The 17,158-nt window shown below is 46.4% G+C and carries 16 protein-coding genes; 14 read left to right on the top strand and 2 right to left on the bottom strand.

From position 1 onward, the window contains the following. The first annotated feature begins 78 nt into the window (after positions 1-78). The 11 genes from MCG98_RS18380 to MCG98_RS18330 all read left to right on the top strand — a co-directional run bounded on the left by MCG98_RS18380 (position 79) and on the right by MCG98_RS18330 (position 10,766). Positions 79-555, top strand: a complete 477-nt coding sequence (locus MCG98_RS18380) for a uroporphyrinogen decarboxylase family protein (RefSeq protein ID WP_240303301.1) — start codon at positions 79-81, stop codon at positions 553-555. Between the two features lie 181 nt (positions 556-736). Beyond that, on the top strand, positions 737-2,071 hold the full coding sequence (locus tag MCG98_RS18375) for a sulfatase-like hydrolase/transferase (RefSeq protein WP_240303300.1): 1,335 nt from the start codon (positions 737-739) through the stop codon (positions 2,069-2,071). Between the two features lie 243 nt (positions 2,072-2,314). Next, positions 2,315-3,838: a sulfatase gene (locus tag MCG98_RS18370; protein ID WP_240303299.1), complete on the top strand. Its 1,524-nt coding sequence runs from the start codon at positions 2,315-2,317 to the stop codon at positions 3,836-3,838. Between the two features lie 71 nt (positions 3,839-3,909). Next, positions 3,910-4,920 (top strand): LacI family DNA-binding transcriptional regulator, encoded by a 1,011-nt coding sequence (locus tag MCG98_RS18365; protein WP_240303298.1) that lies wholly within the window; start codon positions 3,910-3,912, stop codon positions 4,918-4,920. 77 nt (positions 4,921-4,997) lie between these two features. After that, positions 4,998-6,143 (top strand): hypothetical protein, encoded by a 1,146-nt coding sequence (locus tag MCG98_RS18360; RefSeq protein WP_240303297.1) that lies wholly within the window; start codon positions 4,998-5,000, stop codon positions 6,141-6,143. A 62-nt stretch (positions 6,144-6,205) separates the two neighbouring features. Continuing rightward, entirely contained in the window at positions 6,206-7,009 is an 804-nt protein-coding gene (locus MCG98_RS18355; RefSeq protein WP_240303296.1) for an ABC transporter permease, read from the top strand. Next, positions 7,009-7,794, top strand: a complete 786-nt coding sequence (locus MCG98_RS18350) for an ABC transporter permease (protein ID WP_240303295.1) — start codon at positions 7,009-7,011, stop codon at positions 7,792-7,794. Before MCG98_RS18355 ends, MCG98_RS18350 begins: the two co-directional genes overlap by 1 nt. Beyond that, positions 7,773-8,552 (top strand): ABC transporter ATP-binding protein, encoded by a 780-nt coding sequence (locus MCG98_RS18345; RefSeq protein WP_240303483.1) that lies wholly within the window; start codon positions 7,773-7,775, stop codon positions 8,550-8,552. Before MCG98_RS18350 ends, MCG98_RS18345 begins: the two co-directional genes overlap by 22 nt. 14 nt (positions 8,553-8,566) lie before the next feature. Further along, positions 8,567-9,313, top strand: a complete 747-nt coding sequence (locus MCG98_RS18340) for an ABC transporter ATP-binding protein (protein ID WP_240303294.1) — start codon at positions 8,567-8,569, stop codon at positions 9,311-9,313. A 7-nt stretch (positions 9,314-9,320) separates the two neighbouring features. Next, positions 9,321-10,115: a sulfite exporter TauE/SafE family protein gene (locus MCG98_RS18335; protein ID WP_240303293.1), complete on the top strand. Its 795-nt coding sequence runs from the start codon at positions 9,321-9,323 to the stop codon at positions 10,113-10,115. Between the two features lie 87 nt (positions 10,116-10,202). Beyond that, a complete protein-coding gene (locus MCG98_RS18330) occupies positions 10,203-10,766 on the top strand; it encodes a DUF305 domain-containing protein (protein WP_240303292.1) in 564 nt (187 codons plus the stop codon). 57 nt (positions 10,767-10,823) lie between these two features. On the opposite strand, the gene MCG98_RS18325 is transcribed toward MCG98_RS18330, so the two are convergent. Beyond that, positions 10,824-11,681: an AraC family transcriptional regulator gene (locus tag MCG98_RS18325; RefSeq protein WP_240303291.1), complete on the bottom strand. Its 858-nt coding sequence runs from the start codon at positions 11,679-11,681 to the stop codon at positions 10,824-10,826. Positions 11,682-11,835: 154 nt separating this feature from the next. Between MCG98_RS18325 and MCG98_RS18320 the strand changes: the two genes are divergently transcribed. Further along, a complete protein-coding gene (locus MCG98_RS18320) occupies positions 11,836-12,981 on the top strand; it encodes a uroporphyrinogen decarboxylase family protein (RefSeq protein WP_240303290.1) in 1,146 nt (381 codons plus the stop codon). A gap of 166 nt (positions 12,982-13,147) precedes the next feature. Next, positions 13,148-14,167, top strand: a complete 1,020-nt coding sequence (locus tag MCG98_RS18315) for an AraC family transcriptional regulator (RefSeq protein WP_240303289.1) — start codon at positions 13,148-13,150, stop codon at positions 14,165-14,167. Positions 14,168-14,172: 5 nt separating this feature from the next. Here MCG98_RS18315 and MCG98_RS18310 read toward each other — a convergent pair whose 3' ends face one another. After that, the gene (locus MCG98_RS18310) at positions 14,173-15,696 is read right to left on the bottom strand and encodes a helix-turn-helix domain-containing protein (protein ID WP_240303288.1); all 1,524 of its coding nucleotides are present in this window, start codon (positions 15,694-15,696) and stop codon (positions 14,173-14,175) included. A gap of 141 nt (positions 15,697-15,837) precedes the next feature. Between MCG98_RS18310 and MCG98_RS18305 the strand changes: the two genes are divergently transcribed. Further along, positions 15,838-16,959, top strand: coding sequence for a uroporphyrinogen decarboxylase family protein (locus tag MCG98_RS18305; protein ID WP_240303287.1), 1,122 nt, complete (start codon positions 15,838-15,840; stop codon positions 16,957-16,959). Positions 16,960-17,158 lie beyond the last annotated feature (199 nt).

Genomic DNA, 17,158 nt, shown 5'->3' with positions numbered 1-17,158 from the left:
CCGGGACAGCGGTTGTGCGTAAGCGCGGAGCAACCGACTTTTATGATTGGTGATGTCTGTTTAGCAATTTGAAAAGAGATGGTTCGGAAGGTGGAAGCCTGGAACCATCTCTTTTGTATTTCGCCAGACACTTTTGACGAGTTTCTGAGACCGTGCTATGAAGAAATCATTCCATTCCTCAGAGAGCGCGGAGTACAGAATGTATTTGTTGATACAGATGGTGATTTTACGAAACTGATTCCGAATTTTACATCATCGGGTGTCGATGGATTCCTGCCCGTGGATGTCAATGCAGGGGTTGACATCGTGGATGTAAGAAGACGGTTTCCGGAGGTGAAATTTATCGGTGGATTCAATAAACTGGAGATTCTGAAAGGACCAGAGGCGATTGACCGGGAATTTAACCGTCTGCGACCTGTGATCCTGCAGGGCGGATATCTGTGCGGTATCAACCATCAGGCGGCTCCGGGGACTCCATATGAATATTATCAGTCCTACATAAAACGTCTGGGCGAAGTCATGGCAGAATGCCGTGGGGAGCACATTATAAAATAAGCCTGTAATACTCTCGTTTCATAATATCATAGATGAAAACACAGGGACCATAAAAGGGGAAATCTTTTTATGGTCCCTGTGTTTTCTTATGTTATATCTGGAATATGGGTAATGAAAAGCGTGAATCTCTTATGTAAAATTTAAGTATACGATAACAAATTAAAATAGTATGGAGGTACATATGGGAACAAAAAAAGCAAATATTTTGTTTTTCTTCACGGATCAGCAGCGCTGGGATACCTGCGGCTGTATGAATCCGAACCTGAATCTTACACCGAATCTCGACCAGCTGGCAGAAGACGGAGCCTGTTTTGAAAAAGCTTACACGTGCCAGCCTGTCTGTGGACCGGCGCGGGCATGCCTTCAGTCAGGGATGTACGCCACAGAAACTGGCAACTATCATAATCTGTGCAGACTGGATCCGGGGTCCTGCGCTCCCCTGGCCGAGTATGTCAACAGAGACGGATATAAAACGGGTTATGTCGGAAAGCTGCATCTGGCACAGACGACAGACGGACCGGTGCCGCCCGAATTTCACTATGGATATAAAGATTACTGGCGGGCAATGGATGTTGTGGAATGGGGCTCGCTGCCCTACGAAGGGGGACTGTACGATGAAAACGGAACTTTAATACCCTACAAAAATCAGTACAGGGTGGATTTTACAACTGATCTGCTTCTGGAGTTTCTGGAACGGGAAAAAGACTCAGAGGAACCTTTCTTTACGATGATGTCATTGATCGAACCGCATCATCAGAACTGTATGTACCGGTATGTTGCACCAAAAGGTTATGCCGAACGGTATCAGAATGCCTGGATTCCGGGGGATCTGGCTGTACGGCGGGGACAGGGAGACTGGGAAAAGAATCTGCCGGATTATTACGGCATGATCAGGAGAATTGATGAAAATCTTGGACGCGTGGTGAAGGCGCTGAAGAAAAACGGTCAGTATGAAAATACATACATTATCTTCAGCAGCGACCACGGGAGCCATTTTCGGACAAGAAACGGAGAATATAAACGTGCATGCCATGATGCGTGCACACATATTCCGCTGGTGGTTCATGGGCCGGGTATTAAAAAAGGCTATCGTGAGAGTGAAAAGCTTGTCAGCCTGATCGACATACCCGCCACGATCCTGGATATGGCAGGAATAAAGAAACCACACCATTATCGTGGAAGATCGCTACTTCCTCTGATGAGAGGTGAAGAGGTCAGCTGGAGAGAGGAAGTGTTTATACAGATTTCAGAATCTCAGGTGGGACGCGCGCTCTGCGATGGAAAATACAAGTATTCCGTGTCTGCTCCGGGAGTCGACGGGTTTGCTGTTCCGGGCGCGGACATATATCGGGAGGAGTTTTTATATGACCTTCAGGCTGATCCGGATGAAAATGTAAATCTAGTTGCAGATGGCAGTTATGAGGGGGTGCGGAAAAAATTGCGCATAGCCATGCTGGGGTATATTGAGGAAGTGGAGCATTATACTCCTGAGATTCTTCCGGCTGAATGCAGATAAAGTGTCTTTAACAGTGCAGGGAAAGAATCATTTTTTTTCTGCACTGTTTTTTTGATTTGTCGGACATATTTCGCACTGAAAAAGGCAGATTATTGTTGGTTTTGCTGTAAATAAAGTGAACAATCTGTAATTTCTTATGTTATATCTGGATTCTGAATAGTGAAAACTGCAAAATATTCACGTAATATATAACTATGTTGTAAAGCAGAACGGCAAGATAGAAGGAGGTGTAAGAAAAGCCGGATGAAGACAGTATTTATTTTATGTGACACAGTGAACCGCAGGATGCTGGATATCTATAACAGCAATCCGGCAGAGACGGCTCAGATGCCCAATCTGGACCGCCTGGCACAAAAAGGAATGGTTTTTGATAATCACTGGTGTGGGAGCGCGCCCTGCATGCCGGCGCGAAAGGACATTATGACCGGGCGGCTGAATTTTCTGGAAAAGCCATGGGGGGCGATCGAACCTTATGAGCAGACGCTTCAGAATGTATTGGCTGAAAAAAATGTACATACGATGATGTTCAGCGATCACTCTCATTATTTGATTCCGGGAGGCGAAAACTATACGAAAGGATTTACTGCATGGGAAGTGTTCAGAGGACAGGAAGGAGATTCGTGGTGTGTGCCCCCTGACCAGGGAGGGATTCGAAAAGAAGTAAGACCGAAGGGATTCAAGGGAGAATATTCTGCGTCAGAGGAGGCAAACAGACAGAGACTAAAAACGGAAAAAGATTATCCGAGTGTCAAGACGTTGAGCAGTGCTGCAGAATGGCTGGAGCAAAATCATCAGGCTGATAATTTTATGCTTTGGGTGGAAGCATTTGACCCGCATGAGCCATATGACGTTCCTGAGAAATATCTGGACCTCTATGAAAAAGATTATATTGGTTTTGATGTGAATCACCCCGATTATCAGCCGAATATTTTCACACGGGAAGAGACGCAGCATCTGAAAAACCGGTGTAAGGCATTGATGACGATGACAGACGCCCATATTGGTGAAATCCTGGACGTATTGGATGCATATGGCATGTGGAAGGATACGATGGTAATATTTACGACGGACCATGGATTCCATCTGGGGGAACACGGATATATGGCAAAAAATTATATGGCACCGTACAACGAGGTATTCCATATACCGCTGATCATCTGTAAACCCGGGTGTGAAGCGGGGCGGAGTCAGGCGCTGACACAGAACATTGACGTGATGCCGACTATGCTGGATTACTTTGGGGCTGACAAAAAACTTCATTATCCGCTGCACGGGAAAAGTCTGATGCCGGTCCTGGACAGGGAGGCCAGGCAGGTCAGAAGCGGAACCATCTTTGGATACTTTGGAAAACAGGTTGGCTATACAGACGGAACTTATGTGTATATCAAAGCAGCCAAAGACGACAGAAACCGGCCGTTAAATGTTTACACAGCCGTGCCGAGCATTCTCAGACAGTACTTTGGAGCGGACGATGCGGTCAGTAAAACAGACTATGACAAAATTGAGATGGGAAGATTTTTATCCTGGACGAACTATCCGGTATATAAAATACCGGCTGACATCATTAACTTCAGAAATCCTTCGCAGGAGTTCTCTTGCCGGTCCCAATATAACGGGGACAATCTTCTGTTTCATATAAAAGAAGATTATCTTCAGGAATATCCCATTTCAGATGAAAAACTGGAGCGCAAATATATCAGGCAGTTAAGAGACTGCATGCAGGAGTGCGATGCGCCGGGGGAACAGTTTGAGCGGCTGGGTATTTGATGCGGCTGAATACGTATTCGGATTAAGACGTCCGATAGTAGAATAGAAGTTTTAAGAAAGCGGGATATAACATGACATCCAGAGAGCTTGCCGCGTTGGCAGGAGTGTCGCAGTCGACAGTCTCCCGGGTTTTGAATAACTGTGAAAATGTTTCTGACAGAAAACGACAGAAAGTGATGGCACTTGCCCGTGCCTATAATTTTGAACTGGATGGCAACGCTAAAAGTTTAAAAACACAGAAACTGAACAGAGTTGGAGTTTTTCTCTCAGACTATTTTGTAGGGTTCGACAGGAATCTGTTCTGGTCCAGCATCTATTCTAAGCTGCATACACAGCTGCAGGGGAAAGGATTCACGACACTCCCGGTATATGCCTGTGAAGACACGACAAAGGCCACGCTCAACCGGCTGATCGGGCAGAGACAGATGGACAACATAATTTTGGTTGCTACTGACAAGTTTTATGAAGAAGACAGCCTGCAGATCCTGTTTGAAAAAGAAATTCCGTTTGTGTGTCTTTATGATATGACAGAAGATAACCACTATTATCATAGACAGAATGTCAATATCATAGAGCTGGATTTCAGGGGTGCGGGAAGAATTGCGGCTGAATTTCTATATCAGCGTGGGCACCGACGGCTCGCGCTGCAGGTGAATCCGAAGGATCAGTCCAACAACAGCAGATGCAGCGGATTTCGCGGGGCGCTGCCCGGGGACTGCAGTGTCCGGGAAGTCAGTGCGGGGAGTGGAGTAAGTCCGATTACATTTGAAGGGGGATATGCGGCGGCAGAAGACCATATTGATACATTCAGGAAATGTACAGCGGTTCTTGCTGCAAATGATGCAGCTGCAATCGGTATGATAGCTGCGCTGCAGGAGCGTGGACTGAAGGTTCCGGATGATATCAGTGTTATCGGTATCAATGATATTCCAATGTGTAAGTGGTGGAGACCGCATCTGACAACGGTTGCGTTTGATGTTCAGGAGATTATAACACATACGATAGACCTGCTGACCCGGGAAGGCGAGGCGAGGCAGATTATGATAACCCCAAAACTTGTTGTGAGGGAGTCAGTAAAGTGAGTGCGGGGTGTAAGACAGATTTATGAAGCGATAACAGCTTTGTAAATAAAACAATATCATGTATAGGAGGATGACAAATGAAAGGTATGAAAAAAATAATCAGTTTATTGCTGGTTCTGGCAATGGCAACGGCATTGTGTGCGTGCGGGGGGAAAAAAGAAGAAGCTAAGGAAGAACCTGGAGCGACCAGTGAGAATGAGGCTGCGGAAACGGCACCCGATGAGAAAAAAGACGGCGAATTGACGCCGAGCGGGGATACCATTCATATTGCGGCGCTGATTAACACAGACGGTCTGGCGGTATGGTATGCTGACAAAATGGGGTATTTTGATGAACTGGGATTAAAGACGAATATCACATATTTTGTAAATGGAACACTGGAAAATGAAGCGCTTTCTGCAGGAGAAGCAGAGATTGGGTTTAACGGATTTGCAGGCGTGTATGCACTGGCCACGGGAGATTACACAATGGTTGCAGACTGTGATGACGGAAAAGGGCTTGCCGTTTATGTAGATCCCGAGTGTCCTGTTGCTGATGTGCAGGGGGAATACAGTAAAGAAAATCCGGATGTCTACGGTAATGCTGAGACGGCAGCCGGACTGAGCTTTGGCGTGACGCTGGGAACTGTTCAGCAGATCATGGTGGATTCTTATTATGCAAATCTGGGACAAAAAGATTATAATCTTGTGAGCATGGATGCGGCATCCTGCTATAATGCACTGATCAGCGGTGAGGTTGATGGAGCAGCATTAACTATGAATTACTGTGCGGCAGCTGAAGCGGCGGGTATGGTATGTCTGGGAACGTATGAGGGAATCACGGGTGTCGGAACCGGATCAACAGTGATTGTGCCGAATGACTATCTAAAGAGCAACCGTGATGACATTGTACTCACACTGAAAGCGGTATTCAAAGCACTGGACGAGATTCAGAACGATGAACAGCTGGAATTTGACCAGGGAATGGAATTTTTTAAAGAGATGGGAACGGAGTATACAGAAGATGAGATGTGGACAGAAATCAATGTCCGTGACCTGTATTCTTATGAAAAACTGAAGGACCTTAAATATGGAAATCATGTGGTATTCTCGGCGATTGAGCTGACCAAACTGGGTCTGCTGGATGAAGGAAGTGCAGATGCAGTGGCTAAGAGCATCAATAAGGATCTGCTGGAAGAGGCAACGGGCGTTTCCATTACAGTTGAGATGCCGGAAGGATATTAAATATTCACAATGCCGTGGGCAGCTTCCACGACAAACAACGGGTTAAGACGGGAGGGTTTATTATGCCTGCTGAGAAAGCTAAAAAGAGAAAAAAGAAACAGTCTTATATCTGGCTGTCGGTCTTGTCGCTTGTATTGTTTTTCTGTATCTGGTGGCTGTTTACGGAGGGGAGTCTCGGAACCATCAAGGAAAATGTACTGCCCGGGCCAATGAAAGTACTGCGTACACTGATCGACAAATTTTCAAACAGGAATCCCGACGGAGCCACGATGCAGATGCATCTGTGGGCGAGTCTCAAAATTACGTTGATTGGTTATATCATTGGCTGCCTGGTGGGAGTGCCGCTTGGGATATTTATGGGCTGGTATGAGAAGGCGGATATGTTTATCAATCCGATTTTCGATTTTATCAGACCGATTCCGGGGATTGCATGGACACCGCTGTTTATTCTTCTCTTCGGTATCGGTATGTTGCCGAAGGTGATCGTGATTGCACTGGCAACCTTCGGACCGGCTCTGGTAAATACTTATACCGGTATTAAGCAGACGAAAGAGGTTCACATCTGGGTTGGACAGACCTTTGGCGCCACGAAGTTTGAGATTCTCCGCAAAATAGCTATCCCATCATCGATTCCGTTTGTACTGACCGGAATGCGTGTCGGTCTTGGGGTTGCCTGGTCGACAATTATAGGGGCAGAAATGCTGGCAGCTACGGCAGGACTTGGATATCTGATCAATCTGTGCCGCGGAATCTACCGTCCGGATATCATTATAGCCGCCATGATCTGTGTAGGACTGATAGGGGCAGCGCTCGGATATCTGCTGACACTTCTGGAACGGCAGCTGATGAAAGGGGGAAGATGGTGATGACTTTGAGAAAAGCGAAATTCTGGCAGAAGCTGGCCGCGGGGGTGATATCTTTTGCGGTTCTGATCATGATTTGGCAGCTGGCGGCCATGAACCCTACTTTCAGTCAGGTAATGCCCGGACCGTTTGAAGTTCTGCGTAAATTTTTCGGATCATTTGTAGAACCGATAGGGAAAAATGTCATGGTTTACCATGTGCTGATCACGCTGTCAAGATGGGCAGTAGGATTTATCACGGCGACAGTACTGGGAATTGCACTGGGACTTGCGATGGGATGGTATCCGAAGTTTGAATCCTTTATGCGGCCTCTTTTTGAACTGGTCCGCCCGATACCCACGCTTGCGTGGATTCCGCTGGTGATCCTGTGGTGTGGAATCGGTGAATTTGCGAAATATACACTGGTATTCATAGGAGCTTTTATGAGCATTGTGCAGAATGCCTATCACGGAGCCAAGTCTGTAGATCATTCCATCGTAGATGCAGCGCAGATGCTCGGCTGCAATAACCGGCAGCTGTTTTTCACAATCGTCATTCCGGCTTCTGTACCGGCAATATCGGCGGGGCTTCAGATCGGCGTGGCTTCGGCATGGTCGTCTGTCGTAGCAGCAGAGCTGGTCCGCTCATCGAGCGGTATCGGATGGATCGTGGTGACAGGACAGCAAAACAACAACATGACACAGATTCTGGTGGGAATCCTGGTCATTGCGGTGATCGGACTGATATTGGCACTGTTGATAAGGAAAGTTGAGGATGTGTTATGCAGATGGAACAAACGCGGAAGATAGATGAGAACTTTATTATGCTGAAACATGTGGATAAAGAATTTGAAAAAGTCAAAGAGGGAGGCGTATTTAAAGTTGTTTGGGATCTCAATCTTAATGTCAGAGAAAATGAATTCCTGGTACTGTTCGGCCCGGGACAATGCGGGAAGACCACAATTTTAAATATGATCGCAGGTTTCCAGGAGCCGACTGCTGGTACGATTGAAATGAAAGGAAAAGGGATTCATGGACCGGCCCCTTCCAGGGGCATGGTGTTTCAAAATCTTGCCATATTCCCGTGGCTGACCGTCATGGGAAATGTGGAATACGGTCTGCGGATGAAAGGGGTAGATAAAAAGACACGCCGCGAAAGGGCACAGTATTATATTGATCTGGTAGGTCTGAAAGGATTTGAGAATCATTACCCCATTCAGATATCCGGAGGCATGAAGCAGCGCGTTGGCATTGCCAGAGCATACTGCAATGAGCCCGATGTGATCCTGATGGATGAACCGTTCGGCGCCCTTGATGCACAGACCCGTTACCTGATGCAGGATGAGATCATCAGGATATGGGAAGCAGAGAAACGGACGGTTATCTTTGTCACGAATAATATTGAGGAGGCGGTCTATGTGGCAGACAGGATCATTGTGATTCGCAACTGCCCTACCAATGTAAAAGCGGAGTATGAGATCAATCTGCCGAGGCCAAGAAGCTATATTGATCCTGAATTTCTGGAGCTGCGCCGCGAGATCAACAGTGTTGTGGATCATACGCTTTAATACGGGAGGTAAATATGGCTGATAAAAAAATTAAAATTCAGGTAGATCATCTGACGAAAAGGTTTGGGGATCTTACAGTCCTGGATGATATCTCGTTCGATGTGGAGGAAGGGGAATTCCTCTGTATTGTCGGGCCAACCGGATGTGGAAAGACCACTTTTCTGAACAGTGTAACGAAACTGTACGATATCACTGCCGGACAGATCCTTGTAAACGGCGAGGAGGTCAATCTGCAAAAGCACAATATTTCATACATATTTCAGGAGTTTTCAGCGATGCCGTGGCTTACAATCGAACAGAATGTCGAATTTGGTCTGGATATCAAAAAAGTTCCGAAGGCGGAGAAAAAGGAACTGGCAGATGAGATGCTGGAAATCGTAGGATTGTCTGATTTTCGTAATTTCTATCCGCAGCAGGTCTCGACAAGTATGAACCAGAGGATTGGAATCGCGCGTGCATTTGCTACGAAGCCGGAAATTCTGTTGATGGATGAACCGTATGGACAGCTGGATATTGATCTGCGTTTTAAGCTGGAGGATGAACTTGTAAAACTGTGGAAAAAGACCGGGACTACCGTTTTGTTTATTACGCATAATGTGGAGGAGGCAGTTTACCTGAGTGAACATATCATGGTGCTGACGAATAAACCGTGTCATGTGAAAACTGTGATAGAAAATACGCTGCCCAGGCCGCGGGATGTCATGTCCCTTGAGTTTGTAAAATTGAGAGATCATGTGACAGAAATGATTAAATGGTGGTGAGCAGCTCATGGCATTTGTCTTATTTGCAGTAAGCCTGCTCGCATCGGCAGTCGGTGCGGTAGCAGGATTTGGGGGAGGGGTTATCATAAAACCGGTGCTTGACGCATTTGGAATCCTACCTGTGAGCACGGTCAGTTTTCTGTCCGGCTGCACTGTGCTCGGTATGTCGGCGGCATCCCTGCTCAGAGGAAGGAATGACGGTGTGAAACTTATGGTTAAGACAAGTACACCGCTTGCCGCCGGTGCAGCTGTCGGGGGATTGATTGGGAAAACATTGTTTGACCTGGTACGCCGGCAGTTTGCAGATGAAAATATGCTGGGATTCATACAGACGGCACTGCTGCTGGCTACGACGGTCATGGTGCTGGTCTATGTAATAAAAAAGAACCGGCTGCGTACGCTGCGGGTGGAAAGTATTGCGGTGTGTCTGGTTATTGGTGTTTTTCTGGGCACAGTCTCTTCATTTCTCGGTATAGGAGGGGGGCCCGTCAATGTTGCGGTGCTGTTTTTTTTCTTTTCCATGGATGCAAAGACAGCAGCCAGGAATTCGATCTATATCATTCTGTTCTCGCAGGCCTTCAATCTGGCTGCGGCAATTGCAAAAGGAAATGTCCCCGTATTTTCCGGCAGCAGTCTGGTGCTGATGATGGCGGGCGGCATTGCCGGTGCCTTTGCAGGAGCGGAGATTTCGAAGCGAATTGATTCCAGGAATGTAGAAATACTGCTGTATATACTGATGATACTGATCGTCGGGATCAACTGTTATAATCTGGCTGCCTTTGCAATGCTTTCGCCTTTTTAAGACTGGAAATTTGTGACCTGCTGTACTGCTCCGGCATATAATGTTAGCAGCGAAAAATATAGCTGTTGCAAGGAGGACAAATAGGAAATGCGTAGTCAGCAAAGGTTCAGTGATGTTGCCAGGTCTTATCTCTGCTGTTATTATGAAATACTGAAGAATATGATTGATGATATGGATGGTGCACAGCTCACTGACAGTCTCTCACACAACTTCATCGTCCAGATGATTCCGCACCACAGGGCTGCCATTGAAATGTCTTATAATATTCTGCAGTACACAACCTGTATACCATTACAGGATATCGCCATTGGTATCATAGAAGAACAGACCATGAGTATTCAGAATATGCTCAGTATTCTGGACCGTTGTGCTGAGCTTAGGAATTCACAGCAGGACTTGTGCCGTTATCACAAGAGTTATCAGCAAATTACGCAGACCATGTTCACACATATGCAGGATGCCTGCTCGACCAATAATATTAACGCCGATTTTATACGTGAAATGATTCCGCATCATAAAGGAGCGATCAGTATGTCTCAAAATGCACTGCAGTTCGACATCTGTCCGGAACTTGTGCCCATCCTACGAGCGATCATTAAGTCGCAGCAGAAAGGGGTATGTGAAATGGAACGGTTGCTCAGGTGTATATAAAAATCGGGAGAAAAACGCAGATCTGTTGGCAGTGGATCTGCGTTTACTGTCTTTATCTTAAATACCGCGAATCTTAAGATTGCGGTATTCGGTAGGTGTTTTGTGAAACTGATTATGAAAATAGTTTGAGAAATAAGCATCACTCTGAAACCCCGTTTTGTCAGCGATTTCCCGGATACTCCAGTCTGTATCTCTGAGAAGTATTTTTGCAGCGTTCAGCCGTGTCTGGATCAGATACTGCTTAGGTGTGATCCCTGTCTGGCTTTTGAACTTTTCTGAAAAATAACTGGCGTTCAGGCAGGCCATACCGGCAAGCTCCTGTACGGTCAAAGGCAGATAGTAGTTCGCCTCGATGTAATGAATGGATTGATCAATCACAGATTCCCTGCCGGCTTCTGAACCGTGCTGCAATGTGAGCAGGTCACTCAAAATCGTATGAATATGGCTGGAAATGATTTCCTCATAGAGCGGTGTCTGCTGAATGAATCCTTCTGCAATGTCCATCAGTGCGCGGTGTGTGCGGTTGATATGGGGTGGCGTATATGCGTGCTGATACTCGTGAATACGGGAGACAAGCTCCGGAGAACGATTGCCGCGAAAACGTACAAACAGCAATTCTGTATCCTTGCATGCTGCATACAGATGAGCCTTGGAGGTGTCGATGACTCCGATCTCATGATCGTGCAGCAGATATTCTTTCCCATCGATAATGATCAGCATTTCACCGTGTACCACATATTGAAAAGAGAAATAGCGGAAGTTAGAGAGAGGACGAGAGGTAACGTAATGCCTGTTTAAATGATAATGCCCTCCCTGCTCGGTATAAAACAGATTTTCCTTAGCAAAATCAGAGGGGAAATTAATATAGTATTCGGAATCTTTCAGCAGGATTCCGGCTTCGCCAAAAGGTTTCATAACAGCACTCCTGAATCTGTATTTTCTTATGTTATATCTGGATTCTGAATAATGAAATAAAGGTAAAAATAGCGTAATATTATAGATATATTATAACACGTAAGGCTAATAAATAACAGAGAAAACATGGGAAAAATGAAGTTGGAGGAAAAGAATGTTAACGAGAAAAAGTTTCATTGCGGCAATGCGGGGAGAAAAAACGGACAGGGTTCCACTGCTGATGCGGGAGGGGTTCGAGTACTGGTGGGAACCCAGGGGAAAAGATGAATTCAAAGCGGGCTGGATGAATGATTCCGGATACCGCAGGCTGATTCAGGCTGTCAGGGAGAGCGATGCCTACATACTTTGTCAGGATCAGTCTTTTCTGTTTAATCGTTTTATGATGTCAAGCACGGACAGAATTAAGACTGTGACGAAAGATGTGGATCATAATACAAAAGACATCTTCGGAGAGCTGCACACAAAAAAGGGTGTACTGAAATTCCGTGATTCCGTATTTCGAAACCAGTGTACCCAGTGGATCATGGAAGTTCCGGTCACAGAGGTGGAACAGATGGAAGAACTTCTGGATACGCCGTTTGAGATTAATGATGAAACGGTTGCACATGCTGCCCGGGAGGTGCGAGATACCGTGGAACGTCTTGATGAACGAGTGATCTATCAGTTTTTCGTGCCTTCACCGATCGTGACAATTTCGCGGTGTATGACGTTTGAAACATTCCTGGAGCTGTCACTGACAGAGCGGGATCTGATGATGGATGCACTGGAAGAGATCACCCGCAGACAGATAAAAATGGTAGATGCAGTTGCACCGAAACTGCCTGATCAGATTGTGTTCTGGATGGGAGGCTCTGAGCAGTGCACGCCTCCGATGATGAACCCTGAAGCATTTGACCAGCTGGTGGAACCATATGATTCCAGGGTCGTGAAAAAAATTAAAGAGTATGGATATGCGGTGGGATGCCATTGCCATGGCAAAGTACGCCATGCTGTCGAGGTCATGCGAAGGATCGGATATGACGCGACGGAGCCGGTGGAACCAAAACCACAGGGAAATGTATCAATGAAAGAAGCATTTGAGATCACAGAAGGACAGCTGACGCTGATCGGCAATCTGGAGTGGGCAGATCTGGAACTGGCATCAGAAGAGGAAATCCGCCGCAAAGTCAGAGCGCTGGAAGAGGTCAGGAATGAGCGCCTGATCGTAGCATCTTCTGCCGGTCCCATTACGACGGTGACGGAAAAGCTGGTTGACAACCATCTGGCGTGGCTGGATGAATATCAGAAAATATTTGGATAAAACTGGCGTATTTGTTTTACCGGTTTGTATTGGCGCCTCTAGTATATTAGTGCCTGTCTTGCAGGCTGACAAAATTCTGAAACAGAACAGGAATTACATAGAATCTTCCGTATTTGATGTTATAATAAAAACAGTTAACGGGATATCGATGTGGAGGATTTTTTTTATGCGGGGTTGGGACGAAAGAAAGGTTTATGTTGCCAGGCACTGTCATCAGGATTGTTTCTGGGGACTCGGGTTTCAGGATGGCTATCTGGAATTTCCTGTGCGTGATACTTCCGCCATAACAGTGCTGCCATGGGAAGACAATATATCTGTGAAGCCGCATCGGCATTCATATTATGAATTTGCGCTGGTAACAAAGGGATCCTGCATCCACAGCTATAAAGGTGTCAAGGCGCCTCTGGTGCCGGGGGATGTTTTTTTAATAGAGCCGCATCAGGAACACAGTTATGAGATTCAGGCATCGGTTCATATCATAAACTGCAATTTTATTGCCGAGGGGCTGGGAGATGACTGCAACGAGGTGATATCAGGGGCTTCCAGGCACAGATCTGCCAGTCATATGGAGGAGGATACAAAACGGCACTGGGATGAGCTGCTACGGTATGTCTCGCTGGATGAGCAGGAGATCAGCCAGGAGGTGCGGCAGTCATATCTGAACACACAGGGGATCATCCATCTGGAGAGCAAGGAGATGGAAGAGGTAGAGCGGCTGCTGTGGGTGATGATTGATGAGCAGGAAAAAAATGGACTCAATTCAGGGTATGCAAAAGCGGCGTATCTGCAGTTGATCCTGATCCTGTTTCAGCGGGTACAGGTGCAGAAAAATCAGCGGATCAGCAGATACTCCACTCAGAAAAAGGCGATGATCTATGATGCACTTGCCTATATAGAAGAACATCTGGATGAAAAAATAGATTTTGAAGAGATCTCCGGAAATTCATTTCTGAGCCCCAGCTATTTTCGGGCAATTTTTAAAGATGTGACAGGTTTGACACCGATCGAATATCTGAATCGTATGCGGATCGTCAAGTCGCTGGAGTATCTGGAGATGGAGCAGCTGTCCATTACAGACGCGGCTGCCAGAGTCGGGATCTTTGATTCCAACTACTATTCGCGTCTGTTCAAGAAAGTGATGGGATATTCGCCGCGTTATTTTAAGAGCATCCGGGAAAAGGCATAGATAACCTAGGCGTGCAGTGATTCGTCAATCATAAATGAAATCATCAGATGAGTCAGTTGTTTCATATTTTGAAAATCAATTCCCGTCAGTTCGATGATCTTATTAAGGCGGTAAATACACGTCGTCCGGTGGATGAACAGTGCTTCTGCTGTATGGGAAGTATTAAATTTGTGCTCGATCAGGGCTTTAAGCGTCAGAATCAGGCAGCTGTGCGGATGAAGGGTATCATATTGCTTTAAGATACGGATTGCCGGATGGCAGAGCTCAGATGCAGGATATTGGGACACACACTGGGACTTCAGATAATCGTATATAAAATCAGAGAAATAGTAATACCAAAATGACGGCGCCCTCTTATCGCCGATGGAGAGTGCCGTATCTGCTTCACTGCAGAACGTTTGTATGTCGTAAATGTGCGTAAAAGGGTTGCTGATGCCTATCTTGCATAACGTATCCCGCAGGAACACTTTGAAGTTGTCTGGAAGCGGTTCTTCACTTCCCGGCAGTGACAAATTCCGTACACAGAAAATGCCCGCCGCATTACTGATAAAACAGCTGTTTTTAAGCAGAGCCTCAACCTGCATGCGAATAAAATCAAAAGAGATCGTAAAATGATCCTCTTCCAGAAATTTAAACTTGATCACCTGATAACGATGCTCCTTTTCCCAGCCATACGAGGAGAGTACAGCAGTGTATCTGTGCATGTCCTCAACAGTTCCCTGTATGATATGATTCACGATACGGTACAGACTGTGCCTGCTGTCGGAATAGGGAGAGGAGCTGCTTTCAACGGAGAAAGCATGTGTTATGGAGTCGCCAAGCGCTTCAATCACGGAGAGTTTTCCGTCGAAAAATGTGAGCTTTTTAAATTTAGCCACCAGCCTGGCGCAATATCTACGGTTTAAAAAGATGTTGATATAGTACAGAAGCTGATCGGGATTGCCTGACGAATAGTTTTGAACGCCGTGGAGTGAGAACGCTTCTTTGAATTCTTTCTCCTGATTGTATTCGGTGACCTGTTCCCAGGTCATACTTGAGGTCTGCGGGAAATTTGACACTTTGTAGAAGTCTTTCGTCGTGACCAGATAATGATAATCGGCGTCGATCAGGGCCATTTCCATATTCGTCAGCCGTGAAGCAGTATCAAACAGTTCTTTGGCGTACTGCAGACCGGATTGCACCCTCAGCAGCAGGCTGTTGAAACGGTCAAACTGTGTCCGGAACTGCTGAAGCTGATTGGCCAGTTCAAAAACGGAGATCTTTTCATTGACATAAATGACATCGAAATCTTTGTGAAAGAGTGGTTTCTCCTCCGGATTCTTCAGGCATATCCATGTATAACCGCTGCGGTCCTTCAAATTTACAAATGTGGGGTAGGAGATGATCTGCAGGTATTGCATGCTGAGCTCGGCAGCGGATGGATAAAACAGAAATCCTTTCAGGGGAATGTCCTGAAAAGACCTGTCCGGACGTTCCATGCAGAGTGTTGCTGACAGTGTTTCATATATAAGACTTGCAGTGAGTTCCATAACCTGCCTCCTTTTACTGTTACTACAAAATGTAGCAAAAACATTTATAAATGTCAATATTCCGTGAGTTAATCATGGCGGGCCAGAATGCTATAATAGAGACAACAGGATGATGCAGAGGTCAGAAAGGATGTGCAGTATATGGGCAGAAAAAAATTTGATAGCAGTGAACTGGAGATTATTGACTACAGGAAATGTGGAGCCATGGCTATTTTTAAACCGCTGTTCGGAGGAGATGTTCCGCCGGAACCGGTCTATAACACACCCATAACTCCAAAAGAAAACTGGAGACTTGCGGCAGCGGGCAAAAAGCCCTGCTGGATTCCCAGAGGAGGATGGGGGTTCTGTGATATCAATGTGTTCAGGCCCAGAATTCATCCCGACAATGTTGTGACGCATATCATATGTGACGGGGAAGGGGATTACCCGTATACTTCCAATACCATGACGAGCAGTTGGTTCGGGCTGGAATGGGTATTTGTGCCGCATGTGGGCGGGGCCACGGTCAAGCCGGGACATCCCAGGGTTCTGGATGCCTCCTGCTGGGATGGTTATGTGTCTCTGCCGAATCTGGACGATATGGACTTTGCAGAATGCGGAGAAAAAAATAAGGAGTTTCTGAATACGCCGAAGATGAACCAGCTGGGGATCCTGTCGGGATTCTGGGAGAGACTGATGTCCCTGATGGATGTGGAGGGTGCAGCCGTTGCTCTGATCGATGAGGAGCAAAAAGGCGGAGTACACCGGCTGTTTGACGCCCTGTGTAATCTGTATGATGCGTATATTGAACGCATGGTAAAGCACTGTGAGATCGACTGTGTGCTGGTTCACGATGACTGGGGAACACAGAACGGTCCGTTCTTCTCGCTGGATACCTGTATGGAGATGATTGCTCCTTATCTGAAGCGCATGGTGGAATCGGCTCACAAGCGCGGTCTGCTGTTCGAACTGCACAGCTGCGGAAAAATGGAGAAACTGGTGCCCGCCATTCTGGAGGCGGATGTGGATATCTGGTGTCCGCAGAGCATCAATGATTTTGACTGGCTGGTTGAGACCTATAAAGAGGAACCTCTGATCTTTGGTAAACAGGGAATCGAGGTGCCGCAGGGACTCGACGACGAGGAGTACCGCCGGCTTGGCAGAGACTGGGCGGCAAAATATATTGACTATCACGTGTGTACGGCGACCCGGGGGATTCCGGAAGCGTTTACGCAGGGTGTATATGAGTACAGCCGGATGGCTTATCAGGATGCGGAAGATTAATTGATAATTTGCAGGGGATGCCCTTTCCGGGCAGAAGTTTGCTTAATGCAGGCTTCTGCTGGGGAAAGGGTATTTTTGTTGGAATAACTTGTTATATAATGTAATGAATGGATAAAATGCAGCGTATTCTTTTAAATTAATACATATTCATATTGCATATACGGTCAATAACTCAAAGAAAACGGTCAGTTTTTGGATA

Source organism: Ruminococcus sp. OA3 (genome assembly GCF_022440845.1).
Taxonomy (GTDB): Bacteria; Bacillota; Clostridia; order Lachnospirales; family Lachnospiraceae; genus Ruminococcus_G.
The sequence above is the reverse complement of the archived record's forward strand: the minus strand, read 5'-3'. Positions and strand labels throughout refer to the sequence as shown.